This is a genomic window from Scytonema sp. HK-05 (assembly GCF_963872035.1).
Taxonomy (GTDB): Bacteria; Cyanobacteriota; Cyanobacteriia; order Cyanobacteriales; family Nostocaceae; genus Kalymmatonema.
Map to the genome: position 1 here is coordinate 91,558 of NZ_CAWMYC010000125.1, position 16,524 is coordinate 108,081.

Annotated in this window: 12 protein-coding genes; 5 read left to right on the forward strand and 7 right to left on the reverse strand. The window is 46.3% G+C overall.

The features are described 5' to 3' along the window. Window positions 1–22: 22 nt before the first annotated feature. Complete coding sequence (gene purL, locus AACT52_RS27130) at window positions 23–3,847, forward strand: phosphoribosylformylglycinamidine synthase subunit PurL (RefSeq protein WP_073627594.1); 3,825 nt, start codon at window positions 23–25, stop codon at window positions 3,845–3,847. A 151-nt stretch (window positions 3,848–3,998) separates the two neighbouring features. Further along, the gene (purF, locus tag AACT52_RS27135) at window positions 3,999–5,498 is read left to right on the forward strand and encodes an amidophosphoribosyltransferase (RefSeq protein WP_073627596.1); all 1,500 of its coding nucleotides are present in this window, start codon (window positions 3,999–4,001) and stop codon (window positions 5,496–5,498) included. A 211-nt stretch (window positions 5,499–5,709) separates the two neighbouring features. Here purF and AACT52_RS27140 read toward each other — a convergent pair whose 3' ends face one another. The 3 genes from AACT52_RS27140 to AACT52_RS27150 all read right to left on the reverse strand — a co-directional run bounded on the left by AACT52_RS27140 (window position 5,710) and on the right by AACT52_RS27150 (window position 7,706). Further along, window positions 5,710–5,991, reverse strand: coding sequence for a hypothetical protein (locus AACT52_RS27140; protein ID WP_073627598.1), 282 nt, complete (start codon window positions 5,989–5,991; stop codon window positions 5,710–5,712). Between the two features lie 89 nt (window positions 5,992–6,080). Further along, window positions 6,081–7,127 carry an ABC transporter permease gene (locus tag AACT52_RS27145; protein WP_073627600.1) on the reverse strand — a complete coding sequence of 349 codons (1,047 nt, stop codon included), beginning with the start codon at window positions 7,125–7,127 and terminating at the stop codon, window positions 6,081–6,083. 60 nt (window positions 7,128–7,187) lie between these two features. Continuing rightward, window positions 7,188–7,706, reverse strand: a complete 519-nt coding sequence (locus AACT52_RS27150; RefSeq protein ID WP_073627602.1) for an adenine phosphoribosyltransferase — start codon at window positions 7,704–7,706, stop codon at window positions 7,188–7,190. Between the two features lie 389 nt (window positions 7,707–8,095). Between AACT52_RS27150 and AACT52_RS27155 the strand changes: the two genes are divergently transcribed. Both AACT52_RS27155 and AACT52_RS27160 read left to right on the forward strand, forming a co-directional pair. Further along, entirely contained in the window at window positions 8,096–8,725 is a 630-nt protein-coding gene (locus tag AACT52_RS27155; RefSeq protein ID WP_073627604.1) for a DUF3038 domain-containing protein, read from the forward strand. After that, the gene (locus AACT52_RS27160; protein ID WP_073627606.1) at window positions 8,722–10,287 is read left to right on the forward strand and encodes a DUF4335 domain-containing protein; all 1,566 of its coding nucleotides are present in this window, start codon (window positions 8,722–8,724) and stop codon (window positions 10,285–10,287) included. The genes AACT52_RS27155 and AACT52_RS27160 overlap by 4 nt, the downstream gene beginning before the upstream one ends. An 86-nt stretch (window positions 10,288–10,373) precedes the next feature. On the opposite strand, the gene AACT52_RS27165 is transcribed toward AACT52_RS27160, so the two are convergent. Continuing rightward, window positions 10,374–12,647: a transglycosylase domain-containing protein gene (locus tag AACT52_RS27165; RefSeq protein WP_073627608.1), complete on the reverse strand. Its 2,274-nt coding sequence runs from the start codon at window positions 12,645–12,647 to the stop codon at window positions 10,374–10,376. A gap of 448 nt (window positions 12,648–13,095) precedes the next feature. On the opposite strand from AACT52_RS27165, the gene AACT52_RS27170 reads away from it, so the two are divergent. Then, complete coding sequence (locus AACT52_RS27170) at window positions 13,096–13,797, forward strand: hypothetical protein (protein WP_073627610.1); 702 nt, start codon at window positions 13,096–13,098, stop codon at window positions 13,795–13,797. Window positions 13,798–14,458: 661 nt separating this feature from the next. On the opposite strand, the gene lspA is transcribed toward AACT52_RS27170, so the two are convergent. The 3 genes from lspA to AACT52_RS27185 form a co-directional block, all read right to left on the reverse strand. Continuing rightward, window positions 14,459–14,929, reverse strand: coding sequence for a signal peptidase II (lspA, locus tag AACT52_RS27175; protein ID WP_073627772.1), 471 nt, complete (start codon window positions 14,927–14,929; stop codon window positions 14,459–14,461). A 445-nt stretch (window positions 14,930–15,374) separates the two neighbouring features. Continuing rightward, a complete protein-coding gene (locus AACT52_RS27180; RefSeq protein ID WP_073627612.1) occupies window positions 15,375–15,683 on the reverse strand; it encodes a zinc ribbon domain-containing protein in 309 nt (102 codons plus the stop codon). Between the two features lie 52 nt (window positions 15,684–15,735). After that, on the reverse strand, window positions 15,736–16,326 hold the full coding sequence (locus tag AACT52_RS27185; RefSeq protein WP_073627614.1) for a biotin transporter BioY: 591 nt from the start codon (window positions 16,324–16,326) through the stop codon (window positions 15,736–15,738). Between the last annotated feature and the right edge of the window lie 198 nt (window positions 16,327–16,524).

Here is a 16,524-nt window from a genome sequence, read left to right on the forward strand (position 1 = left end):
GTCCCCTTGGTGCATTATTGCCATGACCGCCATTTCCTCTGCTCCTTTTTCTCCTGAAGAAATCGCTGCTGAAGGTTTGAAGCTAGAAGAATATGAAGAAATTGTCAGGCGTTTAGGGCGTCATCCCAACAAAGCTGAACTGGGAATGTTTGGGGTGATGTGGTCAGAACACTGCTGTTACAAGAATTCTCGTCCGTTACTCAAACAATTTCCCACGACAGGACCCCGCATTCTTGTTGGACCTGGTGAAAATGCCGGTGTTGTAGATTTGGGCGATCGCCTGCAGCTAGCATTTAAGATTGAATCACACAACCACCCCTCGGCTGTTGAACCGTTTCAAGGAGCCGCTACAGGAGTAGGAGGTATCTTAAGAGATATCTTTACAATGGGTGCGCGTCCCATTGCCGTATTAAACTCCCTGCGCTTTGGTTCGTTGGAAGATGCGAAAACACAACGGCTTTTTAGTGGCGTCGTCGCTGGTATTTCACATTACGGAAATTGTTTGGTTGGTAAAGAAACATTTATCTGGCGCGATCGCACTGGCGTACATTTTGACACCATCGGCAACTTTGTAGAATCAAGGCTGCATTCAAATCTCATAACCTTAGAGTTAGATGATACTGCTGCAGTTGAAACCCTATCCGTAGACCCTGACACTCACGAAAGTTGCTGGCAGCGCGTGCGGCGTGTGTTTAAACGACGCACTAAAACCCTGGTAACTATTCGTACATCTCTTGGTCGTAACCTAACTGTCACACCAGATCATCCGATGTTAACCCAGTCAAACGGTGAGTGGGAAATTTGTCCAGCCCAAAGCTTACAGGTTGGTCACGAATTGCCAATACTAGTGTCGTTGCCAGAATCACCAGAAGGTAGTGGGGATTTTTCACCACTCGATTTCATTAGCGCTTTGAACCCTCAAGATGAAAGTGGTAAAAATGTTTACGTGCAACTGCCCTCAAATTGGCAAGCAACAGATGTCATTCGGACAGCTTTACAATTAATTGAACCTTCTGTTTACAGTCGTCACCGCTACCTAAACAATTGTATACTACCCCTTTCACATTTTCTGAGCTTGGAGCCACTGCTCAATGTTGCTCGCCACGAAGTTTGTCTTTTCCGTCGTGGTAAAGCTAATTACATGAAAGCAGCCATCCACGCAGATGAGGTGTTAGCACGCTTACTCGGTTACTATCTTTCAGAGGGATGTGTCTCTCAAAACGGTAATACATATAAAATTATCTTCACCTTTGCTCTGCACGAAACCGAATATGTCAATGACGTTGTGTACGGACTCAAATATCTGGGACTTCGCCCTTGTTTAGAAAAACGGGCTTCTACAATCATTGTTTATGCGACTTCATGGCTGTTTGGTTACATTTTAAAAGACGTTTGGCGCTGCGGTAGTGGAGCAAGTGATAAAGCTTTCCCAAGTTTTGTTTTCCAATGGTCTGCTAACTTACAGTTGGAAGCACTCAAAGGTTTATTCAGAGGTGATGGTTCCCTGACCACAAAAACTCATGGAAATCATGCAAAAATTACCTATGCGACAACTAGCCGCAAACTGTTTGACCAAACCGTGGCACTCGTCCAAAATCAGGGGGTAATCCCATATATTTATCAGCGATCGCCATCAACAGGACAAATAGAAGGTCGTCAGTATACGGGGCTACCATTATGGCAGTTAGAAGTTAACAACTTCGTGGGACTAACAGCGTTATCAAACGTTTTTGCCGAGGAACGCACTGTAGAGTTAGCGACAGCTTTGGCACGCTATGACGGCACGAAATATTCTTTCCCACGTTTTCGTAAGTCTTCAAATGAGGTAGCTGCTGTCAAAATTAAGAGCATAGAAACCAACACTGTTGAGGAATGCGATGTCTATGATGTTGAGGTAGATAACACTCATCTTTTTGTGACGACTTCTGGTATCGTTACACACAACTGTGTTGGAGTCCCCACTGTAGGCGGTGAAGTTTACTTTGACCCCGCGTACTCTGGCAATCCTTTGGTGAATGTGATGGCGCTGGGATTGATGGAAACGCCAGAAATTGTTAAATCTGGTGCATCTGGTATCGGCAACCCAGTGCTTTATGTTGGTTCCACCACCGGACGTGATGGTATGGGAGGCGCAAGCTTTGCCAGTGCAGAACTGAGTGATGAGTCCGTAGATGACCGTCCGGCGGTACAGGTAGGCGATCCTTTCTTGGAAAAGTCATTAATTGAAGCTTGCTTGGAGGCGTTTAAAACAGGTGCAGTGGTCGCCGCACAAGATATGGGTGCTGCCGGGATCACCTGTTCTACCTCAGAAATGGCTGCAAAAGGCGGCGTAGGTATTGAATTCGATTTAGACAAGATTCCTGTACGGGAAGCGGGAATGGTTCCTTATGAATACCTGCTTTCCGAATCTCAAGAACGAATGCTATTTGTTGCCCACAAGGGACGCGAACAAGAGTTAATTGACATTTTCCACCGTTGGGGACTGCAAGCTGTGGTTGCAGGAAGCGTCATTTCTGAACCTATTGTACGGATTCTATTCCAAGGTGAAATTGCCGCAGAAATTCCCGCGACAGCGTTGGCAGAAAATACGCCGGTGTATCACCGAGAAGTGTTGGCACAACCACCGGAATATGTACGAAAAGCTTGGGAATGGACGCCTGATTCTTTACCTGAGACTACATCTGCTGGAATTGAAATTCAAGGACGTTTGCAAAGTTGGAATGACATCCTGTTGACTTTGCTCGATACGCCCACTATTGCATCGAAACGTTGGGTATATCGTCAGTATGACCATCAAGTGCAGAATAACACCGTTGTGTTACCTGGTGGTGCAGATGCCTCTGTGATTCGCTTGCGTCCTCAGCAGCTTGAGGCAGAGCCTGATATGCAGGCATTCCCAGGCAGAGCCTGGGAACGAGGTGTTGCGGCTACGGTTGATTGCAATCCTCGCTATGTTTATCTTGATCCCTATGAGGGAGCTAAGGCAGTCGTGGCAGAAGCGGCACGAAATCTTAGCTGTGTGGGTGCAGAACCTCTGGCGGTCACTGATAACTTAAATTTTGGCAGTCCAGAAAAACCTATTGGGTACTGGCAATTAGCAGAAGCCTGTCGCGGTTTGGCTGAAGGTTGCCGAGAATTAGCAACCCCAGTGACTGGTGGAAATGTCTCTCTTTACAACGAAACTCTCGATTCCCAAGGCAACCCACAACCAATCTATCCTACCCCTGTTGTCGGTATGGTTGGCTTGATTCCCGATTTGACTAAGATTTGTGGTCAAGCTTGGCAAGCGAATGGTGATTTGATTTATCTGTTGGGCGAACTTTCTTCTCACTGCACACTGGGCGGTTCGGAATATTTAGCCACTATCCACAACACTGTTGCCGGAAAACCGCCACGAGTTGATTTTGAATTGGAACGCCGTGTACAACAAGTGTGTCGTGAAGGAATTCGCAAAGGTTGGGTACGTTCGGCTCATGATTGTGCTGAGGGTGGAGTCGCGATCGCCCTGGTAGAAAGTTGTCTTGCTGGCAAACTTGGTGCCCAAATCCAATTAGAACTACCAGCACAGAAGCCCCAACGTTGGGATGAAGTTCTTTTTGGCGAAGGTGGCGCGCGAATTGTAGTCTCTGTTGCAACAGAACAACAAAAAACTTGGGAAACTTATTTAACAGAACAACTCGGTAATCATTGGCAGCAACTTGGCAAGGTTGGGAATACCGAAATAGGTTTGCGGGTTTTAACAACTGATAATCAAAGTTTAATCAACGTTAGCATTGAGGAAATGAGCGATCGCTACTTAAACGCGATTGAAAGGCGTTTAACCATCCATAACACCACTCCCAGTTAATTGATAAAATCCCCTCACCTGGGATACTGGCGTTCATAGGCATAATTGCGTTACTGTTTTAATGGATGGTTAAGAGTTTTTTAAGAATTTCTACAACTATCCTTTGACATATTTCTAGTGACTTGATACCCTCATCAGGAGCACAGCTAGCATGATTCCCAACCATCCCGACTCTTTGGATAACCATCCCGAATTGCCTAACGACTCAGTCAATGACCTGGAAAATCGTCCAGACAAGCCAGAAGAAGCTTGCGGTGTTTTTGGCGTCTACGTACCAGGAGAAGACGCTGCCAAACTGACATACTTTGGATTGTACGCTCTCCAGCACCGGGGTCAAGAATCGGCTGGTATTGCCACATTTGAGGGTGAACAAGTCAACCTACATAAAGACATGGGGTTGGTGTCTCAAGTCTTTAATGAATCCATTTTGCAAACTTTGCCTGGTAGTGTAGCCGTTGGTCACACTCGTTATTCAACCACGGGTTCCAGCCGCAAAGTCAATGCCCAACCTGCTGTTGTCGAAACCCGTTTAGGTTCCGTTGCTCTTGCACATAATGGTAATTTAGTCAATACGGTGCAGTTGCGAGAGGAATTGCTCAACAACAACTGGAACTTAGTCACCACAACTGACTCAGAAATGATTGCTTTTGCCATTGCTGAAGAAATCAATGCTGGAGCAGATTGGTTAAATGGCTGCATTCGGGCATTTCACCGCTGCCAAGGAGCCTTTAGCTTAGTCATTGGCACATCAGCAGGTATCATGGGTGTCCGCGACCCCAATGGCATTCGCCCCCTTGTGATTGGTACCTTAGGTGAAAATCCAGTTCGCTATGTTCTCTCCTCCGAAACTTGTGGTTTAGACATTATTGGTGCCGAATATCTGCGGGACGTGGAACCAGGCGAGTTAGTTTGGATTACCGAAGAGGGTTTAACTTCCTTTCAATGGAGCCAAAAACCCCAGCGGAAGATGTGCATTTTTGAGATGATTTATTTTGCCCGTCCTGATAGCGTCATGCATAACGAGAGTTTGTACAGCTATCGAATGCGTATCGGGCGGCGACTGGCTCAAGAATCTCCTGCTGATGCGGATTTAGTGATTGGTGTTCCTGATTCTGGTATTCCTGCTGCCATTGGGTATTCTCAAGCCTCTGGCATCCCCTACGCTGAAGGACTCATTAAAAATCGCTACGTCGGGCGTACCTTTATTCAACCGACACAGAGTATGCGGGAGTCAGGTATCCGCATGAAACTCAACCCCCTCAAAGATGTGTTGTATGGCAAACGAGTGATCATTGTGGATGACTCGATTGTCCGAGGGACTACTAGCCGCAAGCTAGTCAAAGCGTTGCGTGAAGCAGGTGCGTTGGAAGTGCATATGCGAATTTCCTCTCCCCCAGTCACTCACCCCTGCTTCTATGGTATTGACACTGATAGCCAAGAGCAGCTCATTGCTGCCACCATGTCAGTGGAAGAAATTGCCAAGCAAGTGGAGGTAGATACTCTAGCTTATCTAAGCTGGCAAGGTATGCTAGAGGCGACACGAGAAGATCCTGAAAGCTTCTGTTCCGCTTGCTTCACTGGAGATTACCCCGTTTCCATACCCGAACAAGTGAAGCGTTCTAAGTTGAAATTAGAAAAAGCACCAGTGTAGAAATTTTACGATTTTCGATTGAATAGACCTCGTTGCAAAACAGCAATGAGGTCTTTTGTATGCTTAGCCAAAACAATTCGTTTGCCTTTTCTAAAGTGACAACAGAGGCGGCGTTCGAGAATTGGCTTTGTTTGAGGCACTAAGAACCAGAAAACCATGCTTAGCCACAATGGCGCGCGGTGAAGCATCTGTATCGATTGGAGGTATGCTCTTAACTTTGCTGCAAAAATTCAATTGTTGGTATTAACGGGTCAGAAACAATACCCACGCCACTAAAACCCCAGCGTTTGAGCAAACCTCCTATTTGAGAACCTGGAACAGATTCTATAGAAAAGCGATTTGCAACAGATGCAGCATGAGTGTTGAGGTAGCTGAGGGCATCAAAGTTTTCGCGAAATAATAATAAATAACCCAAAGCTTCGCGGTTGGGAAGAGCCGCCAGATAACGACCGTCAGCTTTTGACCGCACCAGATAATAAACTTCGGAAAACATAGTTATTAATCATGAGTCATTAGTCATTGGTTTGGTACAAATGACAAAAGACGGTCAACACGAGTGCGCCGCCCTTTGCATCTAGTTAGTTAATTAAGATTTTCTAAGCGAATGCGAGGATCACTCGCCTTGAGCAACAAGTCTGCTATCAAATTACCAACACTCAGCAGTACAGCGCTGATCACCAAACTTGCCATCACTAAATACAAATCTTGAGCCTGCACCGCTTGTAAAGTCAATCTCCCTAAACCAGGCCAGTTGAAGAAAAATTCCGCAATAAACGCACCACCCAATAAACCTGCTAACTCGAAACCTAACAAAGTCATCAAGGGGTTGATTGCATTACGCAGAGCATGAACATAAATAACACGGTTTTCGGGCAGCCCTTTAGCACGAGCTGTTTGGATATAATCTTGGCGCAGCACATCCAATAATTCGCCCCGAGTGATGCGCTGTAAGCCAGCAAAGCTCGTGACACTCAAAGCAATGGTGGGTAGAATCATGTGCCAGCCAATATCAAGGATTTTACCAAACCAGTTGAGTTCGGCGTGATTGATGCTGGTCATGTCACCTACTGGAAAGATGGGCGAGACGTTTTGAGCCAAAATCAGCAGCAATAGGGCGGTGATGAAACTGGGAAACCCTTGCCCTGCGTAACTAATCACCTGCAAAACACGGTCAACCCACTGATTTTGTTTCACAGCAGCGACTATGCCCAAGGGGATGGCGATCGCCCACGTTACAATCAGAGAAGATACTGCCAACAGCAAAGTTGCGGGTACCCGTTCCCACAACAGCGACGACACCGACCGCTGGTAAACAAAACTGGTGCCAAAGTCCCCCTGTGTCACGATTCGCCACAGCCAAAGTCCAAATTGCTCAAGCCAAGACTTATCTAGACCAAACTGTCGTCTCAGTTCCTCAATTCTTTCTGGAGAAATCTTTGGGTTTTGCCGTAACGTATCTACATAATCCCCTGGGGCAAGTTGAATAATCACAAACGACAACGCCGACGCTAACAACAAAGTCAACAGCGCCTGCAATACCCGTTTCATGACATAAATAAAAGTCTCACTTGTGACTAACTTTAAAAGCCAATCACGACCTGCATCCAAGGAAATTCGTGTAGTAGTCATTTGTGCTTTGTCCTTTGTCCTTAGTCATTTGTCCTTAGCCAAATGACTAATGACAAATGACTAGTATTCTAAAAGGGTGACGATGGGCACATCTGGCAGATGTTTCCGCCCTTGTAAATCCCGTAGCTCGATGATAAACCCAAAACCCTCAAGTTTGCAGCCAATTTTTTGGACTAGCCTTGCGGTTGCACCTGCGGTTCCACCTGTGGCTATCAAGTCGTCTACAATTAAAACTCGGCTACCTGGGTACAAAGCGTCTTGGTGAATTTCCAAACAATCAGTACCGTACTCTAGTGCGTACTCAATTGAATGAACTGCTGCTGGTAACTTACCAGGCTTGCGGACAGGAATAAAACCAGCTCCTAATAGACAAGCAAGCGGTGCGCCAACAATAAAGCCCCGTGACTCTATTCCCACCACGAACTCTGGTCTCAGTCCAGTAGCTTCTATCTTTTGTGCAAACAGGTCAATCGTGTAGCGCAGTCCCTCTGGATCGCGCAGTAGCGTAGTGATATCGCGGAATAAAATTCCCGGTTTAGGAAAATCTGGAATGTCACGAATCAGAGACTTCAAATCCATAAAATAGAAAAAAGTTTTAGTTCAGTGCAGTACAAGCTACAACCCTATTCGCCCGATTGCAAGCTCCTGGTTAAACAAGGCGCACCCTCCCGGAAAAATCGTACACTAAAATGTCATACGCTTGGTATTAGCCCTCAATAAACGCTATCCGTTGACGATGAGAGCGAATCTACAAGCTAAGGATGTAATGATACTAACGACTGAGGTTAAGAGAAATGATGCTTTAAAAACTTTGATTCAAGGCAATGCGGAAACAATCGTCTTGGAAGAGTAAGTAATGTATATATCAACCAGACTTGCCAATAATACCGTCAGTCTGATTTTCTTGACTGGCTGTCTATTTTAAATTAGTTTTACTTAGTTTGTTGCAGCTGTATAAGGTATTTATAATGAATGTCTCTGCTAGTGTCACGCAATTTAACAGTCCAATCCCCAAGTCTTTGCCGATGATTCTGGCCACTTTACCCGAACCGGCGATAGAGGGACAGGGATGTCCCCCTAAAGCCCGGTTGCAAATTGACCTCATTTTACTGGCAATTGAAGCATTAGAGCTTGGTGGCTCTGAAGCGATTTTGTCATTTGCTGAAGAGTTGGATCTTAAAGGAATTGTTAAAGATCGAGTGAATTTATGGCGAATGCGTAGCACTAACCCGATACGACGAGCACACATCCGCCGCCCCCTGTCTATCATGGAAGCAAAAGCCTTAGTGGTCATTGCTTGCTACATCGCGCGACGGTTAACAGTTGTCATTCGCCAATTGCTAATGATATATCAACAAATGGTTGAAAAACAGCTTCCTCTGGAACAGAATTTGCGTCTATCTAACTACCTAGAGCGGTTTAGAACTCATTTTAAGAGCCGAATGAATCCCCGGCGTTCTGGTGGTGTATTGGCATTAAACTCTGATGAAAAATTAGATGAGCTAGCTATAAGTTTGTTGGGACAATTACTATTCTGTACCGGCACAGCTGGAATGCAGCGGTTCTGGATTAGTCTTTTTGACGGTGAAGTGGAATGAATATTCAACGTAAGTATAGTCTACCTAATTGCACGCTACTGTTGGAGGGTTTAAGTGATGCCTCAAGGGCTGCACATTTTCAGGAACTGCGCCCAGAGTTATCCATATTGGTAAATGCAGAATGCTATTTATCTGGCTATAGTAAACCGATGGTAGGAGGGCGAGAATTTTTTGAAAGTTTGGTCAGGGCAGTGAGTGCATATGCCCAAGAATTTTTGAGTAGTGTGCCACACCCTCAAGCACACAACTTTGAGTCGGAGTTAGTGCAGTTCCAGAAAATCGATAGCAACCGACACAGAGTCATTGTACATTCAGATACTGCACCACAGTCAGTCGGGTCTAACCCCAATAATGGAAAGCAGCCGATACAACTCGATTTGAACACAGTGCAGTTGTTCGATTTGGTGGAAGCAATAGACCAATTTTTTGCAGATAGCCAAACTTTACCAGAGTTAACACTGCAATTACAACCAGTTGCCAGACGTCATGGCGGTGTCAGTCAGGCGTTAGTCAAGCAGGCGGTTCCAGCGAGTGTGGGAGTGACGAGTTTGGCAGCCGCCGCCGTTGCTTTTAGCTTGGTTCCAGTCCCGCAAGTGCGTCCGCCGCAGCCACAGGCACAGAACAACGCAAATACAACCACCAATGTCAATAGTCCGGCAACGCCTGCTGTCACCCCCACACCGACTCCTAATGAACAAATGGGCGCAAATCCAACATTGACGCCCACACCAACTGCCCCAGCTACGGCAAATTCCATTCTTAACCCTACGACACCTGCCTCAGTTGCAGCAAATTCTACAACTGCGGCAACTCCCACACCCGGTGCCTCGCCTGCTGTTAAGGATTTAGAAGCCCTTTTAAATACAGTTCCTGAAATTACTGATGCATCTCAACTGCGTGCATTGAACCGGGAAGTTTATAACCAAATTAATCCAAAGTGGGTTCAGCGCTCAGGATTGAATCAGGATTTGGTCTTTCGCTTGGGTGTGGCTGCGGATGGTGCGATTGTTGGATATAAAGCGGTAGATAAAGGGACGAATGATGCAGTGGAGAAAACTCCCTTACCAAGTCTACTTCAGAATCCGGCAAATCGTGCTTCGGGAACTAATCAAGCGATCGCCCAAAGCGCAGCGCCGCAAGCGGCGATCGCCCAATTTAAAGTCGTCTTTACTAACACAGGCGTGCTACAGGTTAGCCCTTGGCGAGGATACCCTAAAACGCCAGATGTTGTTGGTACAAAAATCACAGACCCTAACGCAGTTAAGGATTTAAACCAGAAACTCTATAACACCATCAGCCAAAGTTGGAGTACTTCTCCCTCCTTTACACGAGATTTGAAATATCGGGTGGCGGTCAACAAAGATGGCGTGATCGCTGACTATGAACCACTCAACCAAGCCGCCGTTGACTATTTTCAAGGAACACCTCTTCCTAAGATGTTCCAAGATGTCTACGGTTCATACCTAGCCCCTGCAAATAACAAAGAACCTCTTGCACACTTCCAGGTGGTATTCAAGCCTAACCGCACGCTGGAGGTTATACCTTGGCGGGGATATCGTTAGGAGTAAGTAGTCAGGAGTCAGGAGTCAGGAGTCAGTAGATAACTCTGTCTCCTGAATTCTGTATTCTGTATTCTGACTCCTTTGAGTTACCGTGTAATTTTACCCATATAATTTCCCCATAATTGAGCAGCTTGAGCGCTACTTCCAGATGTAGGGGAATTGTTGTCGTTTCCCAGCCAAATACCAGTGATTAGTCGCCGACTGGGAACAAAGCCAATAAACCACAAATCAACGTTGTCATTTGTTGTACCGGTTTTCCCTGCTTCCCCTAGTCCTATGGCAGCACTGCGACCAGTACCGCTTGTGACCACGCCGCGCAGCAAGCGAGTCATTGTATCAGCTATGTTCGTTTGCAGCACTCGTTTATTAGCCTCTGCGTCTTGGTCATAGGAGTAAATCACGCGGCAAGTTTTAGGGTCGTTCCGGTCACGGCAATCACTGCTATCTAAAATCCGGCTAATTGCATGAGGGCGATTCCACACACCGCCATTGCCAATAGCGCCAAATGCACCAGTCATTTCCATGACAGTTACTACACTTTGACCCAGTACCAAGCCAGGAACTGCATCTAAGTGCGACTTCACCCCTAACTGTCGCGCCATTCCCACAACTTTATCCAGCCCGACTTCATGAGCAACCCTCAAAGCAATAGGGTTTTCAGATAAGGCAAGCCCCCTGGCAATATCTAAACTACCAGCGCCAGTACGACAGGGTTTGTAGGTAAAGCCTTGCCAACGAAAAGGGGCACAGGAATAAGACTTTTCCGGTGAAATCCCTTGCTCGATAGCAGCTGTGTAAGCAAAGATTTTGAAGGTGGAACCTGGTTGTCTTTTTGCCTGAACAGCACGATTGAACTGGCTTGTTCTATAATCGGTGCCTCCGACCATTGCGAGTATTGCTCCATTGCTCGAATCTAAGGTAAGCATCGCTCCTTGGGAAAAATTAAAAGATGACTTACCAGTGCGGACATGATTACGCAATGCGACTTCTGCTTGTGCTTGAATTGCTGGATCTAGTTGGGTTTCAATGATAAAGTTCCCTTCTGTTGCCAGTTCTTTTCCCAGAATTTTTTCTAGTTCTTGGAAGACATAACTATAAAAATAAGGAGCAATTGTTTTTGCTTGCCGTTCGCAGACTTTGGGGCTGATTTCGATGGGCGATCTGCGAGAGCGGTTATACTCATCTTGTTTGATTTTACCCATCTCCAGCATCCGCTTCAGTACGCGATTGCGGTATTCAATCGTTCTGAGCTTATTCTGGCTATCTCCTCCGGCACAATAATCGAACCCGTTGGGAGCAGGTAAAATTGCCACTAACGTTGCAGCTTCAGACAGTGTCAATTCTTTTGCTGACTTGTCAAAGTAATAGCGAGCAGCATCCTCAAAGCCTGAAGTATCAGCTCCTAAGAAAACCCGATTTAAATAAGTCAGCAAGATGTAATCTTTGCTGTAAAACGTTTCTAATTTCAGGGCAACCATCGCTTCTCGGAATTTGCGACCAAGCGAGTCTTGCCTGCCTACATAATCGCGGAACAAACTTCTGGCAACTTGCTGGGTCACTGTACTCGCCCCTTGTTGGACATCACCGCTTTGCGTGTTGATGAACACAGCTCGCAAAACCCCCAAGGGGTCAACTCCAAAGTGCCAGTAATAACGAGTATCTTCTGAGGCAACGATTGCCGTTGGCAAGTAAGGACCAAAGTCCTGCAACCGCTTCATATCTATATGAGCAGTCGTCCGAGGTTCGCGTAACTTGGTGGTGGCATCACGAGCATAAATCACCACCGGTGCTTGCGTTGGTCCGGGTAGGGGTTTGACATCAAATTTGAGCCATTCCACGCCAATGACTAGCGCCATCAGAGCTGTGATTCCACCGACACCGTAACCAGCCCAAGTTCCTGCTGTCACATACCAAGGCGGTGGATCGACGTATTGCAGTCTGACTGAGGCGGCAAGTTCTGGAGGTCCGAGGGTCAGGATATCGCCATGACGCAACTCTAAAGAAGTGAGCCGACGCTTACCCCGATAAATGCCATTTGTAGAGTTTTCATCTTTAATCACAAAAACCGGTTGTCTTTGAGTAGAATCCCGTGCTAAAGACAAATGAATTTGGCTGACAACTGGGTTGCGGACAACAATATCGCAGGATTTGGAACTGCGACCGATGATGTAGCGATCGCCCAACAACGGATACACCTCCGCCTTATCCGCCCCCGCATCCTGCACCCAAAGTTCTGGTACTTTGGCATTTGGTTTCAGCGCTAGTTTGGAAAAATCGACTCTAGCTTGAATTGTTTGTACTGCTTGAGTTATCTGACCAAGCAAAGTTTGTGGCTTTTGAGGCGGTTGGGGGGAACTCATCGGCTATTGACACCACGTTTATTGGTAAGGAATCGGACGCACTGCAATCTCGCTGCTTGTATTCCACCATTGTACTCATAAGCCTATGAGGACGTTGGCTGCACCGAATTGTTCCCGATTCAATTTGACACTAAGATATATATATAATTTGACTTATGTTGTTAATTTTGTCACATCTTTATATAAGATTCCCAATATTTTTTCTTCTTTCCTTGTAGTGTTTGTCTTGTCTCTGTTTCATGTATTGAACAAATGTGAAGTTGGTACCTTTCATTTTGTATTTCTATTAACTAGCACTCGATAAATAAAACAGATAAATTTTCCCGTTTTAACACATAAGCACATTTTCAAGCAAAAATACAGATCTTCATTTAGGATGATTTTCTAAATGAAGATCTTTTGGTTTAATAAGCGGGAGTACTCCGTTGAGGTGTGGAGGTTAAGTAATATGAACGGAAAATATCTAACCCTTATCGGTACAGCCTTGACTCTGGCTTTAACCAGCAACGTTGCTCTTGCCCAGTCAAGCAAATTCGAGACTGCTCAATCAGGTGGTCAATCAGGTGGTCAATCCACTAGCTCATCCGGGGAAGTCAAACTTTCACCAAGGGTAAATAAGGAAAAGTTTTGCAAGGATTTCCCGCTTAACTCCCGTTGTCAAGGTGGCGCAGCATCTACACAAAGCCCATCTGGCAGCGGTGCAGGAACACAAAATACACCGGCTGATGGCAGCACAGCTGTTCCAGGCAAAGCGCCAAATGACCCTGGCACGCTAAACACTCCCAGCGGCACCACTGATCTTCCCCCGGCTCCTGCTGGCAACCCTGCCACCCCCAGTGGTGGGACTCAACAACAGACCCTACCTGGTGGCACAGGCGATACTCAAACGTCTCCATCAGGCGGTACAACAGGATCTCCCGACAGCCCTGCTCCTGGTGGTTCAAATGTACCAGGCACAGCACCTACTGAACCTGGTACCCCAGGAGGCACACCCGGTGGTGTTGCTCCGCTTCCTCCTGGTAGCACAACTCTTCCTGGCGGCAGTACTGAGCAAACCGCCCCTGGCACAATTACCGATCCAAGTTCATCTCCCTCTCAAGATCCAGGCTCTGGCACGACAAACCCTGGTTCAGGTGGATCGTCGAGGTAGTCGTCTCAACGCTAGATTGGGCGTAATTTGATCGGCATTTTTCGTCAGTTGTCAGGAGCCAGAATTCAGCCATAATTCTGTGCAACTCGTGGTTCACTTGAGCAATATGCCCCCACTGAATCAAAGATGAGCGTGGGGGCATATTGCGATCTGGGGTTCAGGCCCTTACTGATTACAAACTCAGTTCAGAAATTGCACAAATTGTGACTTCTTCTTTTTGACAGTAGTTTGCAAGATAAAAATTATACCTTCAGACTAAAAGTCTGGGGATAGACAAAAAAGTCCGCTTGTGCGGACTTTTCATTTTTGAGCCTGGGTTCACCGTAGGGCGTACCCGTAAGTCATGGGACAGGTACTTTGGGGCGTAGCCTCTGGAACAAAACAAGGGTACGCTTTGCGCAAAAGCCGTTCTTCCAGGGTAGCCAGACTTTTTTTCGTCAGGTCATCGTACTTCTACCTTTTACCGAAGAAGAATTCAGGAGTCAGTCGCTGCTGAGTCAGAATGACTCCCGTGCGTAGGCGTGGATGAATCGTGGTTTAAAGCCCCCGATTTTAATCGTGGAGATAAAGAAAATTTTTCCTTGCTTGAAACCCCGGAACTAGGGCATGGGGTATTCTGACTCCTGAATTCTGACGGATGACTCCTTCTCATTTTTTATCGTCACCTGCGATTTGAAGTGGGAGTCTTTTGAAAGGTAGCAATTAGCAGGCAAACAATACCGATATTAATGAAGACATCTGCTAAATTAAAGACTGGAAAGTTAATCACTCGAAAATCAAGAAAATCAACGACGTAGCCCAGAACAAATCGGTCGATGCCATTACCGATCGCTCCGCCTAAAATAAAGCCATAGCCTAGTTGCTCCCAAAGATGTAACACCGGACCAAACGATGCCAGTGCTATCAATGCTAAACTCACTCCCAAAGATAGCCAGCGCAACCACTCTACTTTCCCTGCTAACAGACTAAAAGCTGCACCAGTGTTGGTAACGTAGGTGAAGTGAAATACCCCCGGTAGTAGTGCTTGTGTTTGTCCCAAGGCAAAAGTTCGCACCACCCAGTATTTTGTTAGTTGGTCTAAGAAAAAAGCTAACAAGGCAGCAATCCAGAACAGGAGATTTTTTAAACGCATGGCGAATTTGTCATTTGTCATTTGTGAGCCAGCGCAGCAACAAAAGAAGTTCTGCAGGCGGTGAGATCGGTGCTGTAAGCGCTTCGTGTTGGCGCAGCCTGTCCGTAAGGACTTACGCGTAGCGTGCCCGTCGTGCCTCATTCGGGAAAAGCTTACGAATTGCGCGAGCGCGTGTCCGTGCCTTTGCGCATGAGATTGCACGGTACAGCCCTTGGTGTGCCCACGGTGAGGGACATACCCGAAGCCGTAAGGCGTGGCGTCAGGCATAGGGGTTTCCCAACAAGCGGAAACTTCGCTTAAGCTTTTCAACTGGGCGGCGACTGGCGTAAGTGCGAAGGCGCTGCGGAGGAAATACCCGAAGGGTCATTTGTCATTTGGGCAAAGGACAAAGGACAAACCAGTGAACTACCCACACTTCTCTTCGAGTAAGTGTGGGCTTCCGGCGTCATTGACAGATGCCTTTCCACATGCGCGGTTTATTGGTCTTACTCCGCCTCGGCACGGCAACAACGGGGTTGCCTCCGTCATTTGATAATATCCGAATACCTTCATTTCTTATGTTCAATGCTGCATTACCATCACGATCATGACGTTTCCCACACTTGGGACAATCCCATTCTCTGACATTAAGTGTTAACTCATCAACAAGGTGACCACAGCATGAACAAGTTTTTGAGCTAGGGAAAAATCTTCCCAACTTAACAAGTTGTCCATCCTTCGCTTTCAACTTGTAGTCTAGGAAGTTTACAAACATCCCTTACGGGTGAGACGTGGGGATGGACGCCGTTCAAGCTAAAAACTCATGACTAGTAAAACATTAGATGGCGCAGCACATATGCTATAACAACGACAGCGCAAACTACGGATAGTTGTCCAGGCAGTGCCAACCAGGAATATGTGAGCATTGCTTCTTGCATCAGAGACAGAGTTTCTGTTCCTTTCCATTGAAAAACATAGCTGATAATCAAATAAGTAATACCGCACAAGTGGACAGTTAACAAGCCACAAAAACAACTGAAGGCGAGAGTTTCTAGCCGAGGTCTAGCTTTAAAGGCGAAAAACCCACAAATCCAAGCTCCAGGGATAAAACCAAGCAAATAACCAAACTGGGACAACTTCACATAACCAATGCCCCCACCGTCAGCAAACACAGGTAACAAAGTTAACCCCATCACTAAATATGCGATTTGCGAGAGCGCCCCAGCATTCTTGCCCCCTAAACAACCAACGAGCAGCACCCCACCAATTTGATAGGTGACACCCACAGACAAAGTATGAATTCCATACTGGCTCCAATCCCAAGGTAAGGTGGTAACATAGGCTTCTAGGAATGTACCACCCATCGTTAGCAGTAAGCCAATCATAGACCAAAGTAATTGATTGGATGCGGCTAGCATTTACAAGGCACTCATGCAAAGGACTCTCGTACAAAAGTGTAATTAATATTATTTTATTTTTTAATCTATAGTTCAAAAATATACATACACCAGGCAAATTTGACCCTCAAAGTATATGAAGCCTTGCTAAGCAGTGAAGAAAACCTGTTCACTCTTTTGGTATAAACCTTAAGGTATACTCAAGTTAGTGATACACAG